This window comes from Burkholderia sp. B10, from assembly GCF_004368385.1.
Classification (GTDB): Bacteria; Pseudomonadota; Gammaproteobacteria; order Burkholderiales; family Burkholderiaceae; genus Burkholderia; species Burkholderia vietnamiensis.
Genome location: NZ_PQMX01000017.1, coordinates 44,656 through 60,349, shown reverse-complemented (window position 1 = coordinate 60,349; position 15,694 = coordinate 44,656). Strand labels below are relative to the sequence as shown.

Sequence of the window (15,694 nt, the reverse complement as noted above, 5' to 3'; positions counted from 1 at the left end):
CCATATGCCGATCGGCCGATCTGGGGCCGCCATGCGCAGTGTGGGAAAATACGCGCTTTCCGTCAGTTCTAGCGTCATGGATTCCGCATTCGACCGAGCGTATGCCGCGCACCGCGCGGGCCGCCTCGCCGAGGCCGAGCACGGCTATCGCGCCGCGCTCGCCACCAATCCCGCCGATGCCGACGCGCTCCATCTGTTTGGCGTGCTGCGGCATCAGCAGGGGCAGCATGCCGAAGCGGCCGACCTCGTCGGCCGCGCCGTCGAGTTGCGCCCGGGCGACGCCGCGCTGCAGCTCAACCTCGGCAACGCGCTGAAGGCGCTCGGCCGGCTCGACGAGGCGATCGACCGCTTTCGCAACGCGCTGACGCTCGCGCCCGAATTTCCGCTCGCGCACTACAACCTCGGCAATGCGTATGCGGCGCTGCAGCGCCACGAGGATGCGGTCGACGCGTTCGGCCGCGCGCTGCGGCTCACGCCCGACGACGCCTCGATCCACAACAATCTCGGCAACGCGCTGAATGCGCTCGGCCGGCACGACGACGCGCTCGCCGCATTCCATCGCGCACTCGAGCTGCGCCCCGGACACGCCGGCGCGCACAACAATCTCGCGATGGCGCTGAACGCGATGGGGCGCGCAAACGACGCGATCGCGCACTTCCAGGCCGCGCTCGCCGCCGAGCCGCGCTTCGTGGCCGCGCATTTCAACCTCGGCAACACGTTCGAAGCGCTCGGCCGCCATGCCGAGGCCGCCGCCGCATTCGAAGCGGCCCTCGCGCTGCACCCGCCGTTTCCGCTCGCCCTCTTCGGGCTCGCGAACGCACTGAGCGCGCAGGGCCGCCACCGCGACGCGCTGCCCTGTTACGAGCGCGCGGTCGGCCTGGATCCGTCGTTCAGCCTCGCGTGGCTGAACCTCGGCAACGCGCATCACGCGCTCGGCGCGCACGAGATGGCGCTGCGCGCGTTCGACCAGGCGCTGCGCGTCGCGCCTGACCTCACGCTCGCACGGCTGCACCGCGCCGTCACGCTGCTTACGCTCGGCGACTTCACGCGCGGGCTGCCCGCCTACGAAGCGCGTCACGACACGCCCGGCGCAACGCCGCTCGGCACGCTGCCGCGCTGGCAAGGCGAGCCGATCGCGTCGCGTACGCTGCTGATTCGCGCCGAGCAGGGTTTCGGCGACACGCTGCAGTTCGTCCGCTTCGTACCGCTCGCCCGCGCGCGCTGCGCGCGCGTCGTGCTCGAAGTGCAGCGCGAGCTCGTCGCGCTGCTCGCCCCTGCCGCCGCGCGCTGGCGCGTCACGCTGGTCGCGCAGGACACCACGAAAACGCCCGCTGCGGACCTCGGATGCACGCTGATGAGCTTGCCGTTCCTGCTCGGCCTGCAACCGGGCGACATCGCCGCGGGCGCGCGCTATCTCGACGCGCCGGACAGCGCGCGCCGGCGCTTTCGCGGCTCGCTCGGCGGGCAGTCGAGGCGCAAGTTCGGGCTCGCATGGTCCGGGCGCCGACAGGCGCAGGAAAACCGCTCGATGCCGTTCGATGCGCTCGCGCCGCTGCTCGCGCTGCCCGACATCGACTGGATCGTGCTGCAGCCCGCCCTGGACGCCGACGAGCGCGCGCGCGTCGACGCGCATCCGCGCGTGCATCACCTCGACGGCCGGCTGAACGACTTCGGCGATACGGCCGCGTTGATCGAGCGGCTCGACGGCGTCGTCACGATCGACACGGCCGTCGCCCATCTCGCGGGCGCGCTCGGCAAGCCGCTGTGGGTGATGCTGCCGTTCGCGGCCGACTGGCGCTGGTTCACCGGCGACGACTGTCCGTGGTACGCGCATGCACGGCTCGTCCGCCAGCCTGCGCCGGGGCAATGGCTCGACGTCGCGGCGAAAGTCGCCGACGCGCTACGCGCGGCCTGACGGCCGAGGCTCACAGAAAAAACGGAGCGGCGAGGCGCTCCGTTGTTCGTTCGGCGTGTCACACGCGAGGCATCAGGCCGCCTTGTACTGGTTGCGCGCCTCCGGCGTGCGGTACAGCACGAGCGTCGCGATCAGCCCGCAAATCGCGGCGACGCTCAACCACAGGCCCGGCGCGGCCTTGTTGCCGGTCTCGTGGATCAGCAGCGTCGAGATCGCCGGCGTGAAGCCGCCGATCGTCGTCGCGAGGCTGTATGCGAGCGAGAAGCCGGCGGTACGCACGTCGGCCGGCATCACTTCGGTGAGCGCGACGACCATCGCGCCGTTGTACGAGCCGTACAGGAACGACAGCCACAGCTCGACCGCGAGCAGCCGCAGGAACGACGGTTCCCCCACGAGCCACTGCACGGCCGGATAGGCCGACAGCAGCGTGAGCACCGTGAACGCGATCAGCACCGGGCGGCGGCCGATGCGGTCCGACAGCGCGCCCGACAACGGCAGCCACACGAGATTGGACAGGCCGACGCACACGGTCACGACGAGCGCATCGAGCGACGACAGGTGCAGCACTTCCTTGCCGAAGGTCGGCGTGTACGCGGTGATCATGTAGAACGACACCGTCGTCATGATCACCATCCCCATCCCGGCGATCACGACGCCCCAGTTCTCGAGCATCGAGCGCATGATCTCCCCCATCGTCGGACGATGATGCTTGGCGAGGAATTCGTCGGTTTCCTTCAGCGAGCGCCGGATCAGGAACAGGAACGGCACGATCAGGCAGCCGATCAGAAACGGAATACGCCAGCCCCATGCCGTCATCTGGTCGGCGGGCAGCATACGGTTCAGCAGCACGCCGACGAACGCGGCGAACACGACCGCCACCTGCTGGCTACCCGATTGCCACGACGTATAGAAGCCCTTGTGCCCCTTCGTCGCGATCTCCGACAGATAGACCGACACGCCGCCGAGCTCGACGCCCGCCGAAAAACCCTGCAGCAACCGGCCGAGCAGCACGAGCGCCGGCGCGAGCACGCCGATCGTCGCGTAGCCGGGGACCGCGGCCACCGTCAGCGTGCCGAGCGCCATCAGCCCCAGCGTCAGGATCAGCCCCTTGCGGCGGCCGTGATGGTCGATGTATGCGCCGAGCACGATCGCGCCGACGGGCCGCATCAGAAAGCCCGCGCCGAACACCGACAGCGACAGCATCAGCGATGCGAACGCGTTGCCGCTCGGGAAGTACGTTTTGGCGATGGCCGACGCGTAATAGCCGTAGACCATGAAGTCGTACATTTCGAGGAAGTTGCCGCTGACGACGCGGAATACGGTGCGGACCTTCGATTCCGTCGCGACGGCAGGCGTGGTGGTGGACATGTTTTTCTCTCGACTCGAATGGGGCGGCGTTCGCGCCGTGGCGATGCAGCGATGTGGCAAGGCCGCGATGGGCGACGCACCGGCCCGGCGCGCACGGACGTCGCCGGCGTGGTCTGAAAATAATGCCATGCGAAGCCGACAATTGCCTTGTGCCCGCAGTGCCCGCGGTGCCGGCCGTGCGGCGTGCGTCGCTGCGTACGGGTCGTACCAGACGGGGCGGTCGGCACGCCAAAATCAGATCGGTCTGATCGACCGATCGCGATCGGCTCACCACAATGTCAGGATTTGCGCGGCGATCCGCGCCCGGTCCGGCGCGGTGGTCGCTTCGCACTGCGTATCCGTCCATGATCCAGCCGCCCGCCGTTCCCGTCGAAGGCAAACTCGCCCTCCCCCGCGTCGCGCCGCTCGGCGGTGTGCCGTCGTTCGGCCGTGAATGGACGTTCCGTCCCGCGTCCGGCGCCGGACGCCGCATGCGCTGCGTCGCCACGCTGACGACCTCATGCGTCGACATCGACGCGCCGCATCGCGCGTGCCGCTGGCTACCGCTGACCGTTGAGCCGCCGTCTGTCGCTCCCACCGCCGATCGGTCCATCGTTCGTACTGCCGGACGCCCGCGCGATCGGCGGGCGTTACACGCCGCGTGCTGGAGCATCGGCGCGCTCGGCATCATCGGCGCGTTGATCGCCACGCATGAACCGTTCCCGCGTTTCGCGCCGGCGCCCGCACGTGAGCACGCCGCCGTCATGCAGCCCCACGCCGCGCCAGCGGCGGCTGCCGTGCGCGTCGCGACGACCGAGCCGATCGCGCCGAATGCCTCGGTCGTCGTCCCGGCTCATCCGCGCGCCGCAGCGCAGCCCGTGCCGACATCATCGGAAGCAGCGCGCCGCGCGCGCGCCGCGGCCACCGCGCCCGCACCATCGCCGCTCGCGTCGGTCGCGGCAGCGGACACGCCGCCGCATCGATCGAACATCGTGCGCACGCTATCTGCGCCACGCTACGCGTCGGCCACTACGCGACCTGCGGCCACATGGCCGATCACAGGCCACACGTCGCAGACGGCATCGCTCGACCACCCGCACCGCTTGCCCCATCCCGACGCATCGCACGATGCAGCCGACGATCTGCTCACGCTGATCGCGCTGGCCGATGCGTTGCAGGCGGAACTCCCCGCGCGTCGGGCCACGATGCCCGCCACCGGTTTCGACTGGACCGCCCGGTTGTCGCACCGCCGCCTGACCGACGCGCCCGACCTGTTCACCCGCTGACTGGCGCGCAAACAAAAAACCCGGCGAAGCATGCTTCGCCGGGTTTCGTTGATACGTCGATCCACGGACCGCCACGTCGTCACTTGTGCGCGGGCAACCCCATCTCAGCCTGCCGCTCGAGTTGCCGTACCTGCTTCTGCAGATCGCGCAACTGCAACTGCGCCGCGCGCTTCTCAACCTGCAGCGCCTGTGCCTGTTCGCGTGCCGAGCGTTGCCGCTGCGCGACCTCTGCCTGCTGGCTGCGCGCGATGCTCAGATCGGCCTGCAGTTGCTGCGCGCGATTCGCCTGCAGCGCGATCATGCGCTCGAGGAACGCCTTCTGCGCCTGCAGTTCGGTGCGGCGCAGTTCAACGTCCGCGAGCTGCGCCGTCTGCTGGACGAAGTTCTCGTACACCATCTGCGCGCGGCTCTTGTCCTGCGACTTGATCACGCGCCACAGCTGCTTGTCCTGAAACAGCGCGACGTAGTAGGTCATCTCGCGGATCGAACATCAGGCTCGCGCCATAGCTGCCGTTGTAGGTCGTGCGCATCTCGACCATTCGCCCGTCGTGCAGCAATTGCGTGAGTTCGGCGACGTTGCCTTGCGCGGTCGCATCGGCCGCCGTGGGCGACGTGGCCGACGCCGCGTCGCCACTCAGGCTCGTCACCGCCGGGCGCGTGCCGGCGACGGGCGCGCTCGCATCGTCGGACCACGCCGCACCGGCGTACGCGCAAGCGGCGATTGCAACGACCCACGTGGCGCAACGCGCAGGGGAAAAATCTCGAGAGGCCAACGTCAGACTCCGGCGAACGAATCGGGACTCGCGATTATCGTGCAAAACCGGACGGCCGCATCTCGAATTGATCGTCCCGCGGCCGGCTTGCTGCCGGCCATCCCGACGCGGGCTTACAGGCGGGTATCGCGTGCGGCGCGCAGGAACGCGTCGAGCAGCGGCGTGCAGTCGAGCAGCTCGGCGCCGCCCGCGCGATGAAACTCCGGATGCCACTGCACGCCGACGACGAACGGCGCGCGGCGATAGCGGATGCCCTCGATGATGCCGTCGCCGGCCGACACGGCCTCGATGCTCAGGTCGCGGCCGAGATCGCGGATCGCCTGATGGTGGATCGAATTGACGATCGCCTCGCTGCGTCCGGGAAACATGCTCGCGAGCGTCGACGAATCGGGAAAGCGGATCGCGTGCCGATGCTGGTCGTAATGCTCGCTCACGTGCGCGTTCGCGGTCGGCACGTCGCTGGCGATGTCCTGATACAGCGACCCGCCGAACGCGACGTTGATCAGCTGGCAGCCGCGGCATACGCCGAGCACCGGCTTGCCGGACTCGACGAACTCGTGGAACAGCTCGAGCTCGTACATGTCGCGCACGCGGTCGCCCGGCCATTCGGGGCGCGCATCGGACGCCGCGTAGGTTTGCGGCGACACGTCGGCGCCGCCTTGCAGCAGCAGGCCGTCGAGATGCTTCGCGTAGTCGCGCAGGCGGATGTTGCTCGGGTGCAGCATGCCCTGATGCCCGACGGTCGGAATCATGAACACCAGCACGTCGCGCGACATCACCCAATGCGCGATCGATTCCTCGAGATACTGCAGCGTCTTGCCGCGCAGCCCCTTGGCGCCCGGCTCGGGATGGAAGATCCGCGCAGACACGCCGATGCGCAGCGTGCGCTGCGTGATGCGCTGGCCGGCGCGGTCGAACAGCCGCCGCGCGCGCGCCGCGATGATCCGGCCGACCACCGACCACGGCGTGTCGCTTTGTTTCAGGTACGCGGGCGGCGCGTTCTGCGCGCTCGCGGGCGGCGGCCGCGGCGTGTCGAAATCCGGCTGCGCGCCGAAACCGGGCGGCGCCGCGCCGGGCTTCGGCGGCGCCGCTTCGCCAGCGGCACCCGGCTCGGACGCAGCCGTCACGGGCGAGGCGCCGTCGTCGGCAACGTCGTGGGCGGCAGCGGCCTGGGCAGCGGGAGCGGCGGGAACATCGGCTGCTCGCGGCGGCTCGGAACGGCGGGAATCGGGGGAAGCGGAAAAGGTGCCGGGCAGACCGGCCGGGGAAGGCGTGGTTTCGCTCATGACGATGGTCTGGTACGTCGCTCGCGCGTATTGGATTGACGAGGATTCATTATGCGTCAGCGTACGATCGCGCGGTAAACCAGCAACATCCTGTCGATACTGTTGCAAGTCGTCGCATTCCGCGCAGAACCCGCGAAGCGCCCGCCTTCGCCACCGTCCCGGCACGGTGGACAGCAGTGATATATCACAATACTATCCACCGATCGTCCTCGCCGTCGGCGGCCCACGCGATGACCGCGTCCGGCCGGCCGATCAACGCCGCTCTCGCATGAACACCGTACCCGATGCCGGCCGCGGCAGATCCGCGCCACCGGCCGCCAGCCTCGCCGAGCGCGCATATGCGCTGATCCAGCGGGACATCGTCACGATGCGCCTGCCGCCCGGTGCCGCGCTGAACGAAGCCGAACTCGTCGCCCGCACCGGCATCGGCCGCACGCCCGTCCATCAGGCCGTGCACCGGCTGGTGCTCGAGGGACTGCTGTCGGTGAGGCCGCGCAAGGGGCTGCTGGTGCAGCCGCTGTCGCTCGACGAAATCGTCGCGGTGGTCGACGTGCGGCGCATCAACGAAGCGCATTGCGTCGAACTCGCCGCCCGCCACGCGACGCCCGACGATCTTGCCGGTCTGGCCGCGCTGCTCGCCGACGGACAGGCCTGCGTCGACACGCACGACGTCGAGCGGATGATGGAGCTCGACCGCGCGTTCCATCAGACGATCGCCGCCGCCGCGCGCAACAACGTGCTCGCGGAAATCCTGCGCGCGCTGCACGAGCGCTCGCTGCGCTTCTGGTTCGTCACGCTGTCGCAGCCGCAGCATCTGTCGGCCGTCCAGCGCGAACACCGCGAACTGTTCGAGCGCCTGTCCGCGCGCGATGCCGCGGGCGCGCGTGCGGCCGTCGAGCACCACATCGATTCGTTTCGCGCCACGCTTGTCCAACATCTTCGTCCCTGAGCTGCCCATGACCACCTTCACGCCGTTTCCCCCGCTCGCCCAGCTTGCCGACGATCTCGCCGCCGGCAGGACCACCAGCCGCGCGCTCGTCGACATCGCGCTCGAGCGGATCGCCGACCCGTCGGGCCAGGGCGCCGTCGTGTTCACCGAAGTCGATGCCGACCACGCGCGCACGGCCGCCGACGCGCACGACCGGCTGCGCGCCGCGGGCATCGTGCTGTCGCCGCTCGCCGGCATCCCGGTGTCGGTGAAGGATCTGTTCGACGTCGCGGGCCAGGTGACCCGCGCCGGCTCGCGCGTGCTCGACGGCGCGCCGCCCGCGCAGGCCGATGCGGTCGCCGTCGCGCGGCTCAGGCGGGCCGGCGCGGTGCTGGTGGGCCGCACCAACATGAGCGAATTCGCGTTTTCCGGCCTCGGCCTGAACCCGCATTTCGGCACGCCGCGCTCGCCGTACCGCCGCGACGTCCCGGGCGACGCGCGGATCGCCGGCGGCTCGTCGTCCGGCGCGGCGGCCTCCGTGGCCGACGGGATGGCGGCCGTCGCGCTCGGCACCGACACCGGCGGGTCGATCCGCATCCCGGCCGCGCTGTGCGGGCTCACGGGCTTCAAGCCGACCGCGAGCCGGATCCCGACCGGCGGCGCCGTACCGCTGTCGACCACGCTCGACTCGTTCGGCCCGATCGGGCTCACGGTGGCCTGCTGCGCGCTCGTCGACCGGGTGCTGGCCGGCCTCGAGCCGCATGTGCCGGCCGCGCGTCCGCTCGAAGGCGTGCGGCTCGGCGTGCTGACGAACTATGTGACCGACGGCGTCGACGCCGACGTCGCCGCGGCGCTCGACGCGTCGCTCAAGCATCTCGAAGCGGCCGGCGCGATCGTCTCGGACGTGCGCTTTCCGGCGCTGGACACGCTGCCCGACGTCAACCGGTTCGGCTTCTCGCCGATCGAGGCATACGCCTGGCACCGCCCGCTGCTCGCGCAGCACCGCGACCGGTACGACCCGCGCGTGCTCGCGCGCATTCTGAAGGGCGAGCCGGCGAGCGCGGCCGACTATCTCGACCTGCTCGCCGCGCGCGCCGCGATGCTCGACGAAGCGGCGCGCACCGTGTGGTCGCGCTTCGACGCGCTCGTCGCGCCGACGGTGCCGATCGTGCCGCCGCGCATCGCCGACCTCGAGGCCGACGACGCCGCGTTCGCGCACACCAACGCACTGGTCCTGCGCAACCCCGCCGCGTTCAACTTCCTCGATGCATGCGCGCTGTCGCTGCCGTGCCAGCCGCGCGGCGCGGCGCCGGTCGGGCTGATGCTCGCGGCCGCGCCGCATCGCGACGATGCGCTGCTCGCGATCGGCCAGGCCGTCGAGGCCGTGCTGAACACGATCCGGTGAGCGCGCAACGGTCGTGACGGCGCACGCCGTGCCGGACCCAACGTCGGCGACGAGCCGCCGCGAACGATCTGTCAGTTTCGTGCCAGATCGTTCGCGCTAAAATCGCGCGATTGTTTATCGGACCGACCAACGACAGGAATCCCGCCGACATGAACGATTACACGCTCGCACTCCGCCGTGAACGCCGCCTGCTGATGCTGCTCGGCTGGGTGTGCATCGCGCTGCTGGCCGGCGCGCTCTATCTGCAGTACGTGAAGAACGAAGACCCGTGCCCGCTCTGCATCATCCAGCGCTACTTCTTCGCGGCGATCGGGATCTTCGCATTCCTTGCCGCAGGGATGCGCCACTGGCGCGGCATCTGGGTGCTCGAGCTGCTGATCGCGATCGCCGCGGCCGGCGGCGTCGGCACCGCGGCCCGGCATCTGTCGATCCAGCTGAATCCGGGCTTCAGCTGCGGCTTCGACACGCTGCAGCCGATCGTCGACAGCCTGCCGCCCGCGCAATGGTTCCCCGGCATGTTCAAGGTCGCGGGCCTGTGCGAGACGGTCTACCCGCCGATCTTCGGCATCCTGCTGCCGGGCTGGGCGCTGATCGCGTTCGCGGTGATGCTGATTGCCGCCGTGTCGAGCCTCTGGCGCCATCGCCGCAAACTCGCACGCTGAAGCGACGCGGCCGAGCCGCACCGGCCGCGTCCATCGGGCGCGAGACAGCCGGCGCGGCGCCGCTCCACCTGCGCGCTCGAACCCTCAACGCCTCCCGCGCCGATTCCCCGGCTCGCTCGCGCAACCCCTCTGCACGCGCGTTTCCGCCCGCGCCGCGCACCTCGGCGCCCTGCCCGTGCGCAGCCGGCCTATGATCGACATGATCGCCGTCTGATAGCCCGGATCACCGCGCCGCCATGTTGCCGGCGCGTCGCGGTGTTATCTTCCCGACTGGATGGCGATCTACGTGCGCGAGGCCAAGCGGTCACACCCCTGCGTAACGCGCGCCCGATCCGCAATGTCGACTGGATTCATCATGACAACGCACACCATCCGCATCCGTCACCCTCATCGCGCCCGCACCTCGTGCGGCGTCGTTTCCACGCGCATTCGATGCTGCGCCGTCGACCGGCACCGGCCGTGCGACAGGCGCGCCCCGCTCTCGTCCGCACCGCTTGCCGCGCCGGTCGACACGCGCCGCGTGTCACGCCGTGTCGTCCCGAACGGAGCGTGCTGATGGAAGCCTGGCTCGGCGATCTGCAGCAACTGCTCGCGCACGGCGAAGCAGTCGTGCTCGTGACGGTCGCGCACACCGACGGCTCCGCGCCGCGCGAAGCCGGCACCAAGATGCTCGTCACGCGCGACGGCGCGCGCCACACGATCGGCGGCGGACACCTCGAATGGAAAGCGATCGAACTCGCAAGGCAGTTGCTGAAGGACGGCGCGCACACCGCGCATGCGCGCCGGCTCGAGCGGCTCGCGCTCGGCCCGAGCCTCGGGCAGTGCTGCGGCGGTGCGGTCGTGCTCGCGTTCGAGCGGCTCGACGTCGGCGATCTCGGCTGGATCATGTCGCTCGCGAAGCGCGTCACGGCCGGCGCGGCGACCGTGCGTAGCGTATCATTCGGCCCCTCGCCAGGTGCGCCGCTGCTGAGCGAGCCCGAGGCGGCCGGCGCCCGCGCCGATTGCCTGCTGTGGGAAACCGGCGGCGTGTCGCTGATGACCGAAACGATCGCGCCGCATGCGTTCCCCGTCGTGCTGTTCGGCGCCGGCCCGATCGGCGCCGCGCTCGTCAAGGTGCTCGCGACGCTGCCGTGTCAGGTGCGCTGGATCGACGGGCCCGATGCGGCATTTCCGCCGGCCGCGACACTGGCCGGCATCGGCAATCTCGCGATCGACGCGCTGGCCAGCCCGGCCGACGCCGTCGACGCCGCGCCGCCGCACGCGTACTTCATCGTCACGACGCACGACCACGCGCTCGATTTCGTGCTGGCCGAGCGCATCCTGCGACGCGCCGACTATGCGTACTTCGGGATGACCGGCTCGCGCACCAAGCGCGCGCAGTTCGATCATCGACTCGCGGCGATCGGCATCGATCCGGCCCAGCTCGCCCGGATGCACTGCCCGATCGGCGTCGAAGGCATCGTCGACAAGGCGCCCGAAGTGATCGCGATCGCGGTGGCCGCGCAGTTGCTGCAGGCCGTCGACGCGAACGCGGCCGCGCACGCTTCCCCAACATTCTGACCGACCAAGAACGACGCCATGACCCCGACATTCAAGGACAAGATCGCACGCGCTCCGAAAGCGGAGCTGCACATCCATATCGAAGGCTCGCTCGAGCCCGAGCTGATCTTCGCGCTCGCGCAGCGCAACGGCGTGAAGCTCGCCTACGAGTCGATCGACGCGCTGCGGGCCGCGTACGCGTTCACCGACCTTCAGTCGTTCCTCGACATCTACTATGCGGGCGCGAGCGTGCTGCTCACCGAGCAGGACTTCTACGACATGACGGCCGCGTACTGCGAACGCGCGCGCGCCGACAACGTCGTGCACACCGAGCTGTTCTTCGATCCGCAGACGCATACCGAACGCGGCGTGCCGATCGAGACGGTGGTTGCAGGCATCGACCGCGCGCTCACCGATGCCGAGCAGCGCGGGCTGTCGAGCAAGCTGATCCTGTGCTTCCTGCGCCATCTGTCCGAGGACGATGCGCTCGCGACGTTCGAAGCGGCGCTGCCGCTGTTCGAGCGCTATCGGCACCGGCTGATCGGCGTCGGCCTCGACTCGTCCGAACTCGGCCATCCGCCGACGAAGTTCGCGCGCGTGTTCGACAAGGCGCGCGCGCTGGGCCTCAAGCTCGTCGCGCATGCGGGCGAGGAAGGCCCGCCCGCTTACATCTACGAAGCGCTCGACGTGCTCAAGGTCGACCGCATCGACCACGGCGTGCGCAGCATCGAAGATGCGGCGCTCGTCGAACGGCTCGCGCGCACGCGCGTCGCGCTGACCGTGTGCCCGCTGTCGAACCTGAAGCTGTGCGTGTTCGACGACATGGCCAAGCACACGCTGAAGGCGCTGCTCGATCGCGGCGTCGCGGTGACCATCAATTCCGACGATCCGGCCTACTTCGGCGGTTACGTCAACGACAACTACTTCGCGACGGTCGACGGCCTGCAATTGACGGACGCCGAAGTCTACGCGGTGATCCGCAACGGCTTCGAAGCGTCGTTCGTCGACGCCGCGCAGCGCGACGCGCTGATCGCGCGGCTCGACGCGTACTGGCACGCCGGATGACGGCCCGCATCGAGGTTCGCTAGACAGATGAAACGCCGCAACGACATCCGCTTCGCGATGCACGGCTCGGCGCTCAGTCGGGCGAACGCGTCGCACGGAGCGCAAGAAGCGCACGCGACGCGCCCGGCGAGCATGAGCCCGGACCTCGCCGCATGCGTCGGCCGGACGGAAACGGCCCTGCGCGCCGATGCGCACCGAAGGTCGCCGGCGCGGTGCGTCGGGCGGCCGGCTGCGGCAGCGCGAGCAACAGCGGGCACGCCGCCGGCTGCGGGCAGCCCGGCGCTATCGGCCGCGCCCTTCCCGCGCGTACGCGTCATCGCGGCCCGCGTGCATGCTCGTCGTCGCGACACGCATGCGCATGCAGGCGCGGCCGACCGATGCCGTCGGCCGCACCGACCGTTTTCTTCTGTTCGCCTTACCTTGATGCAGGACCATTCGTGATGACGCAAACCGCTTTCCGTTCCCAGCTGCTGACCTTCAACGGCGACCCGGCGCAGTCGAGCCAGGCCGCCCGTTACGAGACCGACGGCCTACTGATCGTCGACGACGGCAAGGTCGTCGCGCATGGCGCACATGCGCAACTCGCGCCGACGCTCGCGCGCGACGCGATCGTCCATGACCTGCGCGACAAGCTGATCGTGCCCGGCTTCATCGACACGCACATCCACTACCCGCAGACGGACATGATCGCGTCGCCGGCGCCCGGCCTGCTGCCGTGGCTCGACACGTACACGTTCCCGACCGAGCGCCGCTTCGCCGATCCGGACCATGCGCGCGAGGTCGCCGAGTTCTTCCTCGACGAGCTGCTCGCGTGCGGCACGACGAGCGCGCTCGTCTACTGCACGGTGCACAAGCAGTCGGCCGACGCGCTGTTCGCGGCGAGCGACGCGTGCGACTTGCGGATGATCGCCGGCAAGGTGCTGATGGATCGCAACTGCCCCGAGTTCCTGCGCGACACCGCGCAGTCGGGCTACGACGACAGCGCCGAGCTGATCGGCCGCTGGCACGGCAACGGGCGGCAAATGTATGCGCTCACGCCGCGCTTCGCGCCGACCTCGACCGAAGCGCAGCTCGAAGCCTGCGGCGAGCTCGCGCGCCGCCATCCGGACGTGTTCGTGCAAAGCCACGTCGCCGAGAACGTCGATGAAGTGAAATGGGCGGCCGAGCTGTTCCCCGGCCATCGCAGCTATCTGGACATCTACGACCATTACGGCTTGCTGCGCCCGCGCGCGGTGTACGGCCACTGCATCCACCTCGACGACGAGGACCGCCGGCGGATGGCCGACACGCGCACGGTGGTCGCGCACTGCCCCACGTCGAACTTCTTCCTCGGCAGCGGGCTGTTCGATTTCGACAAGGCCTGCGAATTCGACGTGCCCGTCACGCTCGCCACCGACGTCGGCGGCGGCACGTCGTTCTCGATGCTGCAGACGATGAACGAGGCGCACAAGGTCGCGCGTCTGTCCGGCCATCACTTGACCGCGACGCGCATGTTCTGGCTCGCGACGGCCGGCGCCGCGCAGGCGCTCGATCTCGCCGACACGGTCGGCACGCTCGCGCCGCGCAGCGAAGCCGATTTCATCATGCTCGACCCACAGGCCACGCCGCTGCTCGCGCGCCGCACGCAGCGCGCCGAGTCGCTCGAGGAGCTGCTGTTCGCGTTCGCGCTGCTCGGCGACGATCGCGCGGTGTACCGCACCTACGCGGCCGGCCGGCTCGTGCACGAGCGCGGCGCCGCACGCCGGGCCGCCGCCTGACACATAGGCTGCCGGCACCGACGCGGCCCACGCGGCAGCCGGCGCAGCCGCAGGCGCGCCGCACGCGCGCGTTGCCGTGCTAGAATTCGCCGCTCATTGGGGAGTAGCCGCTCCGCTCGATGTCCCGCGCCACCGGCGCGCATCGTGACGGAGGCGTCCGTCAACAGACTTGGCCGTTCGGCCATGGCGGACGCAGCCACCGTGGCCTGGCGAGACCGATGGTTCACTGCGCGCCGCATCAGGGCCCGGCGCGCGGCGAATCGTCGCTCGCACGCACAACCTCGGCCCGTGGAACCCCATACGTGTCTCAAGCCTTCCTGATCTCCACCGGCGCCGTCGCTCTCGCTGAAATCGGCGACAAGACCCAACTGCTGTCGCTCGTCCTGGCCGCGCGCTATCGCAAGCCCGTGCCGATCATTCTCGGCGTGCTGGCCGCGACGCTCGTGAACCACGGCCTCGCCGGCGCGCTCGGCGAATGGCTCGGCGCGCTCGTCACGCCGTCGATCATGCGCTGGGCGCTCGCGTTCTCGTTCATCGCGATGGGCTTGTGGATTCTCGTACCGGACAAGCTCGACGAGGACGAAGCGAGCGCGACGCGCTCGCGGCTCGGCGTGTTCGGCGCGACGCTCGTTGCATTCTTTCTCGCGGAGATGGGCGACAAGACGCAGATCGCGACCGTCGCACTCGCCGCGCGCTTCCACGATTACATCGGCGTGGTGGCCGGCACGACGTTCGGGATGATGCTCGCCAACGTGCCGGCGATCCTGCTGGGCGACCGCTTCGCGCACCGGCTGCCGACCAAGCTGGTACACGGCATCGCGGCCGTGCTGTTCGTCGTGCTCGGCGCGCTGGCGTTGCTGGGCGTCGGCTCCTGAAGCAAGCCGGCCGCGGCGCGGCGCCTCGGCCGCGCTCGTGTGGGCCGCGCGGCGCGCGCGTTACTTTTTTACTTCGCGACCGCCGCAGCCGAGGCCGGCACCGCCGGCACCGCGCGCTCGTTGGCAGCCGGAGCGGCCGGCCCGCCATGCTTGTCGACCGGTAGCCGCACCGTGCGGATCGCGCCGTTCGACAGCGGGAAATCGGCGAGCGCGCTGCGCGCGAGGAACGGCATCGCGTACAGCAGCGCACCGTTGTCGCCGGTGGTGCGCGCGGTCACGTTATAGACTTCCTTGCCGGTCGCACGCTCGGTGATGCGGATGCCGAGCGTGTAGTCGTAGACCTGATAGGTCTGCGCGACGTAGCCGGCCGGCATCGGTCCCCACGGGCCCCATGGCCCCCAGGGCCCGCCGCGCCAGTACGGCCCGGGACCGATGAACCACGGGTCGTAATAGACGGGTTGCGGCACCGTCACCAGATCGCTGCCGACGCCATAGCTGAGCCCCACCAGGTAGCGCGCCTGCGCGGCCGGCACCTGCCGGAACGCATAGGCGGACAGTTCGTTCGCGACGATCGGCTCGTACGTCGACTGCTCGATGCTCTGCTTCTGCGCGTCGGTGCGCGTGAACGCATAGGTGCGTGTCGCGTCGCTGCCGCTCCAGTCGGAGAAGGCCGTGACCTGCGTCGTCACGTAGCTGGTGCAGCCGGTCAGCAGCGCCACGGCCAGCGCAGCCGCCCAGCCCGCACCGCGTCGTATCCATTCGCGTTTCATGTCGATCCTCGTCGATCCGTCACCCGCACGTCGCACCGCGCGAAGCGCACGGGATGCCGATGATACGCGGACTCCCCGAGCCGGCA

Annotated in this window: 12 protein-coding genes, 1 pseudogene and 1 riboswitch; of the genes and pseudogenes, 9 read left to right on the top strand and 4 right to left on the bottom strand. The window is 69.9% G+C overall.

Annotated elements, in window-relative coordinates; translation table 11 throughout:
* Positions 1–4 precede the first annotated feature (4 nt).
* The gene (locus tag C3Y15_RS11575; protein ID WP_041493790.1) at positions 5–1,915 is read left to right on the top strand and encodes a tetratricopeptide repeat protein; all 1,911 of its coding nucleotides are present in this window, start codon (positions 5–7) and stop codon (positions 1,913–1,915) included.
* A 72-nt stretch (positions 1,916–1,987) separates the two neighbouring features.
* Here C3Y15_RS11575 and C3Y15_RS11570 read toward each other — a convergent pair whose 3' ends face one another.
* The gene (locus tag C3Y15_RS11570; RefSeq protein WP_011883785.1) at positions 1,988–3,283 is read right to left on the bottom strand and encodes an MFS transporter; all 1,296 of its coding nucleotides are present in this window, start codon (positions 3,281–3,283) and stop codon (positions 1,988–1,990) included.
* Between the two features lie 344 nt (positions 3,284–3,627).
* Between C3Y15_RS11570 and C3Y15_RS11565 the strand changes: the two genes are divergently transcribed.
* Positions 3,628–4,548, top strand: coding sequence for a hypothetical protein (locus C3Y15_RS11565; RefSeq protein WP_124260078.1), 921 nt, complete (start codon positions 3,628–3,630; stop codon positions 4,546–4,548).
* Positions 4,549–4,627: 79 nt separating this feature from the next.
* On the opposite strand, the pseudogene C3Y15_RS11560 reads toward C3Y15_RS11565, so the two are convergent.
* Positions 4,628–5,321, bottom strand: a pseudogene (locus C3Y15_RS11560) (DUF2968 domain-containing protein).
* 113 nt (positions 5,322–5,434) lie between these two features.
* Positions 5,435–6,607 carry a type 1 glutamine amidotransferase gene (locus C3Y15_RS11555; RefSeq protein ID WP_059668153.1) on the bottom strand — a complete coding sequence of 391 codons (1,173 nt, stop codon included), beginning with the start codon at positions 6,605–6,607 and terminating at the stop codon, positions 5,435–5,437.
* 268 nt (positions 6,608–6,875) lie between these two features.
* On the opposite strand from C3Y15_RS11555, the gene C3Y15_RS11550 reads away from it, so the two are divergent.
* The 7 genes from C3Y15_RS11550 to C3Y15_RS11510 all read left to right on the top strand — a co-directional run bounded on the left by C3Y15_RS11550 (position 6,876) and on the right by C3Y15_RS11510 (position 14,838).
* Positions 6,876–7,556: a GntR family transcriptional regulator gene (locus tag C3Y15_RS11550; RefSeq protein ID WP_014722662.1), complete on the top strand. Its 681-nt coding sequence runs from the start codon at positions 6,876–6,878 to the stop codon at positions 7,554–7,556.
* Positions 7,557–7,563: 7 nt separating this feature from the next.
* Positions 7,564–8,940, top strand: coding sequence for an amidase (locus C3Y15_RS11545; protein WP_014722661.1), 1,377 nt, complete (start codon positions 7,564–7,566; stop codon positions 8,938–8,940).
* A 149-nt stretch (positions 8,941–9,089) separates the two neighbouring features.
* Positions 9,090–9,602: a disulfide bond formation protein B gene (locus tag C3Y15_RS11540; protein WP_011883773.1), complete on the top strand. Its 513-nt coding sequence runs from the start codon at positions 9,090–9,092 to the stop codon at positions 9,600–9,602.
* A gap of 555 nt (positions 9,603–10,157) precedes the next feature.
* Positions 10,158–11,162, top strand: coding sequence for a xanthine dehydrogenase accessory protein XdhC (gene xdhC, locus C3Y15_RS11530; RefSeq protein WP_059461244.1), 1,005 nt, complete (start codon positions 10,158–10,160; stop codon positions 11,160–11,162).
* 18 nt (positions 11,163–11,180) lie between these two features.
* Positions 11,181–12,206 (top strand): adenosine deaminase, encoded by a 1,026-nt coding sequence (locus C3Y15_RS11525; protein WP_014722660.1) that lies wholly within the window; start codon positions 11,181–11,183, stop codon positions 12,204–12,206.
* A 440-nt stretch (positions 12,207–12,646) separates the two neighbouring features.
* Positions 12,647–13,963 carry a guanine deaminase gene (guaD, locus tag C3Y15_RS11520; RefSeq protein ID WP_069246165.1) on the top strand — a complete coding sequence of 439 codons (1,317 nt, stop codon included), beginning with the start codon at positions 12,647–12,649 and terminating at the stop codon, positions 13,961–13,963.
* 86 nt (positions 13,964–14,049) lie between these two features.
* A riboswitch (yybP-ykoY riboswitch) is annotated at positions 14,050–14,170 on the top strand.
* Between the two features lie 95 nt (positions 14,171–14,265).
* A complete protein-coding gene (locus C3Y15_RS11510; RefSeq protein ID WP_014722657.1) occupies positions 14,266–14,838 on the top strand; it encodes a TMEM165/GDT1 family protein in 573 nt (190 codons plus the stop codon).
* Positions 14,839–14,906: 68 nt separating this feature from the next.
* Here C3Y15_RS11510 and C3Y15_RS11505 read toward each other — a convergent pair whose 3' ends face one another.
* Positions 14,907–15,608: a DUF4136 domain-containing protein gene (locus C3Y15_RS11505; protein ID WP_011883763.1), complete on the bottom strand. Its 702-nt coding sequence runs from the start codon at positions 15,606–15,608 to the stop codon at positions 14,907–14,909.
* Between the last annotated feature and the right edge of the window lie 86 nt (positions 15,609–15,694).

What these genes read in the sequence shown, in the direction of transcription:
- C3Y15_RS11575 (WP_041493790.1), top strand. Translation starts at nt 5, where the DNA reads ATGCCGATCGGCCGATCTGGGGCCGCCATGCGCAGTGTGGGAAAATAC.
- C3Y15_RS11570 (WP_011883785.1), bottom strand. Translation starts at nt 3,283, where the DNA reads ATGTCCACCACCACGCCTGCCGTCGCGACGGAATCGAAGGTCCGCACC.
- C3Y15_RS11565 (WP_124260078.1), top strand. Translation starts at nt 3,628, where the DNA reads ATGATCCAGCCGCCCGCCGTTCCCGTCGAAGGCAAACTCGCCCTCCCC.
- C3Y15_RS11555 (WP_059668153.1), bottom strand. Translation starts at nt 6,607, where the DNA reads ATGAGCGAAACCACGCCTTCCCCGGCCGGTCTGCCCGGCACCTTTTCC.
- C3Y15_RS11550 (WP_014722662.1), top strand. Translation starts at nt 6,876, where the DNA reads ATGAACACCGTACCCGATGCCGGCCGCGGCAGATCCGCGCCACCGGCC.
- C3Y15_RS11545 (WP_014722661.1), top strand. Translation starts at nt 7,564, where the DNA reads ATGACCACCTTCACGCCGTTTCCCCCGCTCGCCCAGCTTGCCGACGAT.
- C3Y15_RS11540 (WP_011883773.1), top strand. Translation starts at nt 9,090, where the DNA reads ATGAACGATTACACGCTCGCACTCCGCCGTGAACGCCGCCTGCTGATG.
- xdhC (WP_059461244.1), top strand. Translation starts at nt 10,158, where the DNA reads ATGGAAGCCTGGCTCGGCGATCTGCAGCAACTGCTCGCGCACGGCGAA.
- C3Y15_RS11525 (WP_014722660.1), top strand. Translation starts at nt 11,181, where the DNA reads ATGACCCCGACATTCAAGGACAAGATCGCACGCGCTCCGAAAGCGGAG.
- guaD (WP_069246165.1), top strand. Translation starts at nt 12,647, where the DNA reads ATGACGCAAACCGCTTTCCGTTCCCAGCTGCTGACCTTCAACGGCGAC.
- C3Y15_RS11505 (WP_011883763.1), bottom strand. Translation starts at nt 15,608, where the DNA reads ATGAAACGCGAATGGATACGACGCGGTGCGGGCTGGGCGGCTGCGCTG.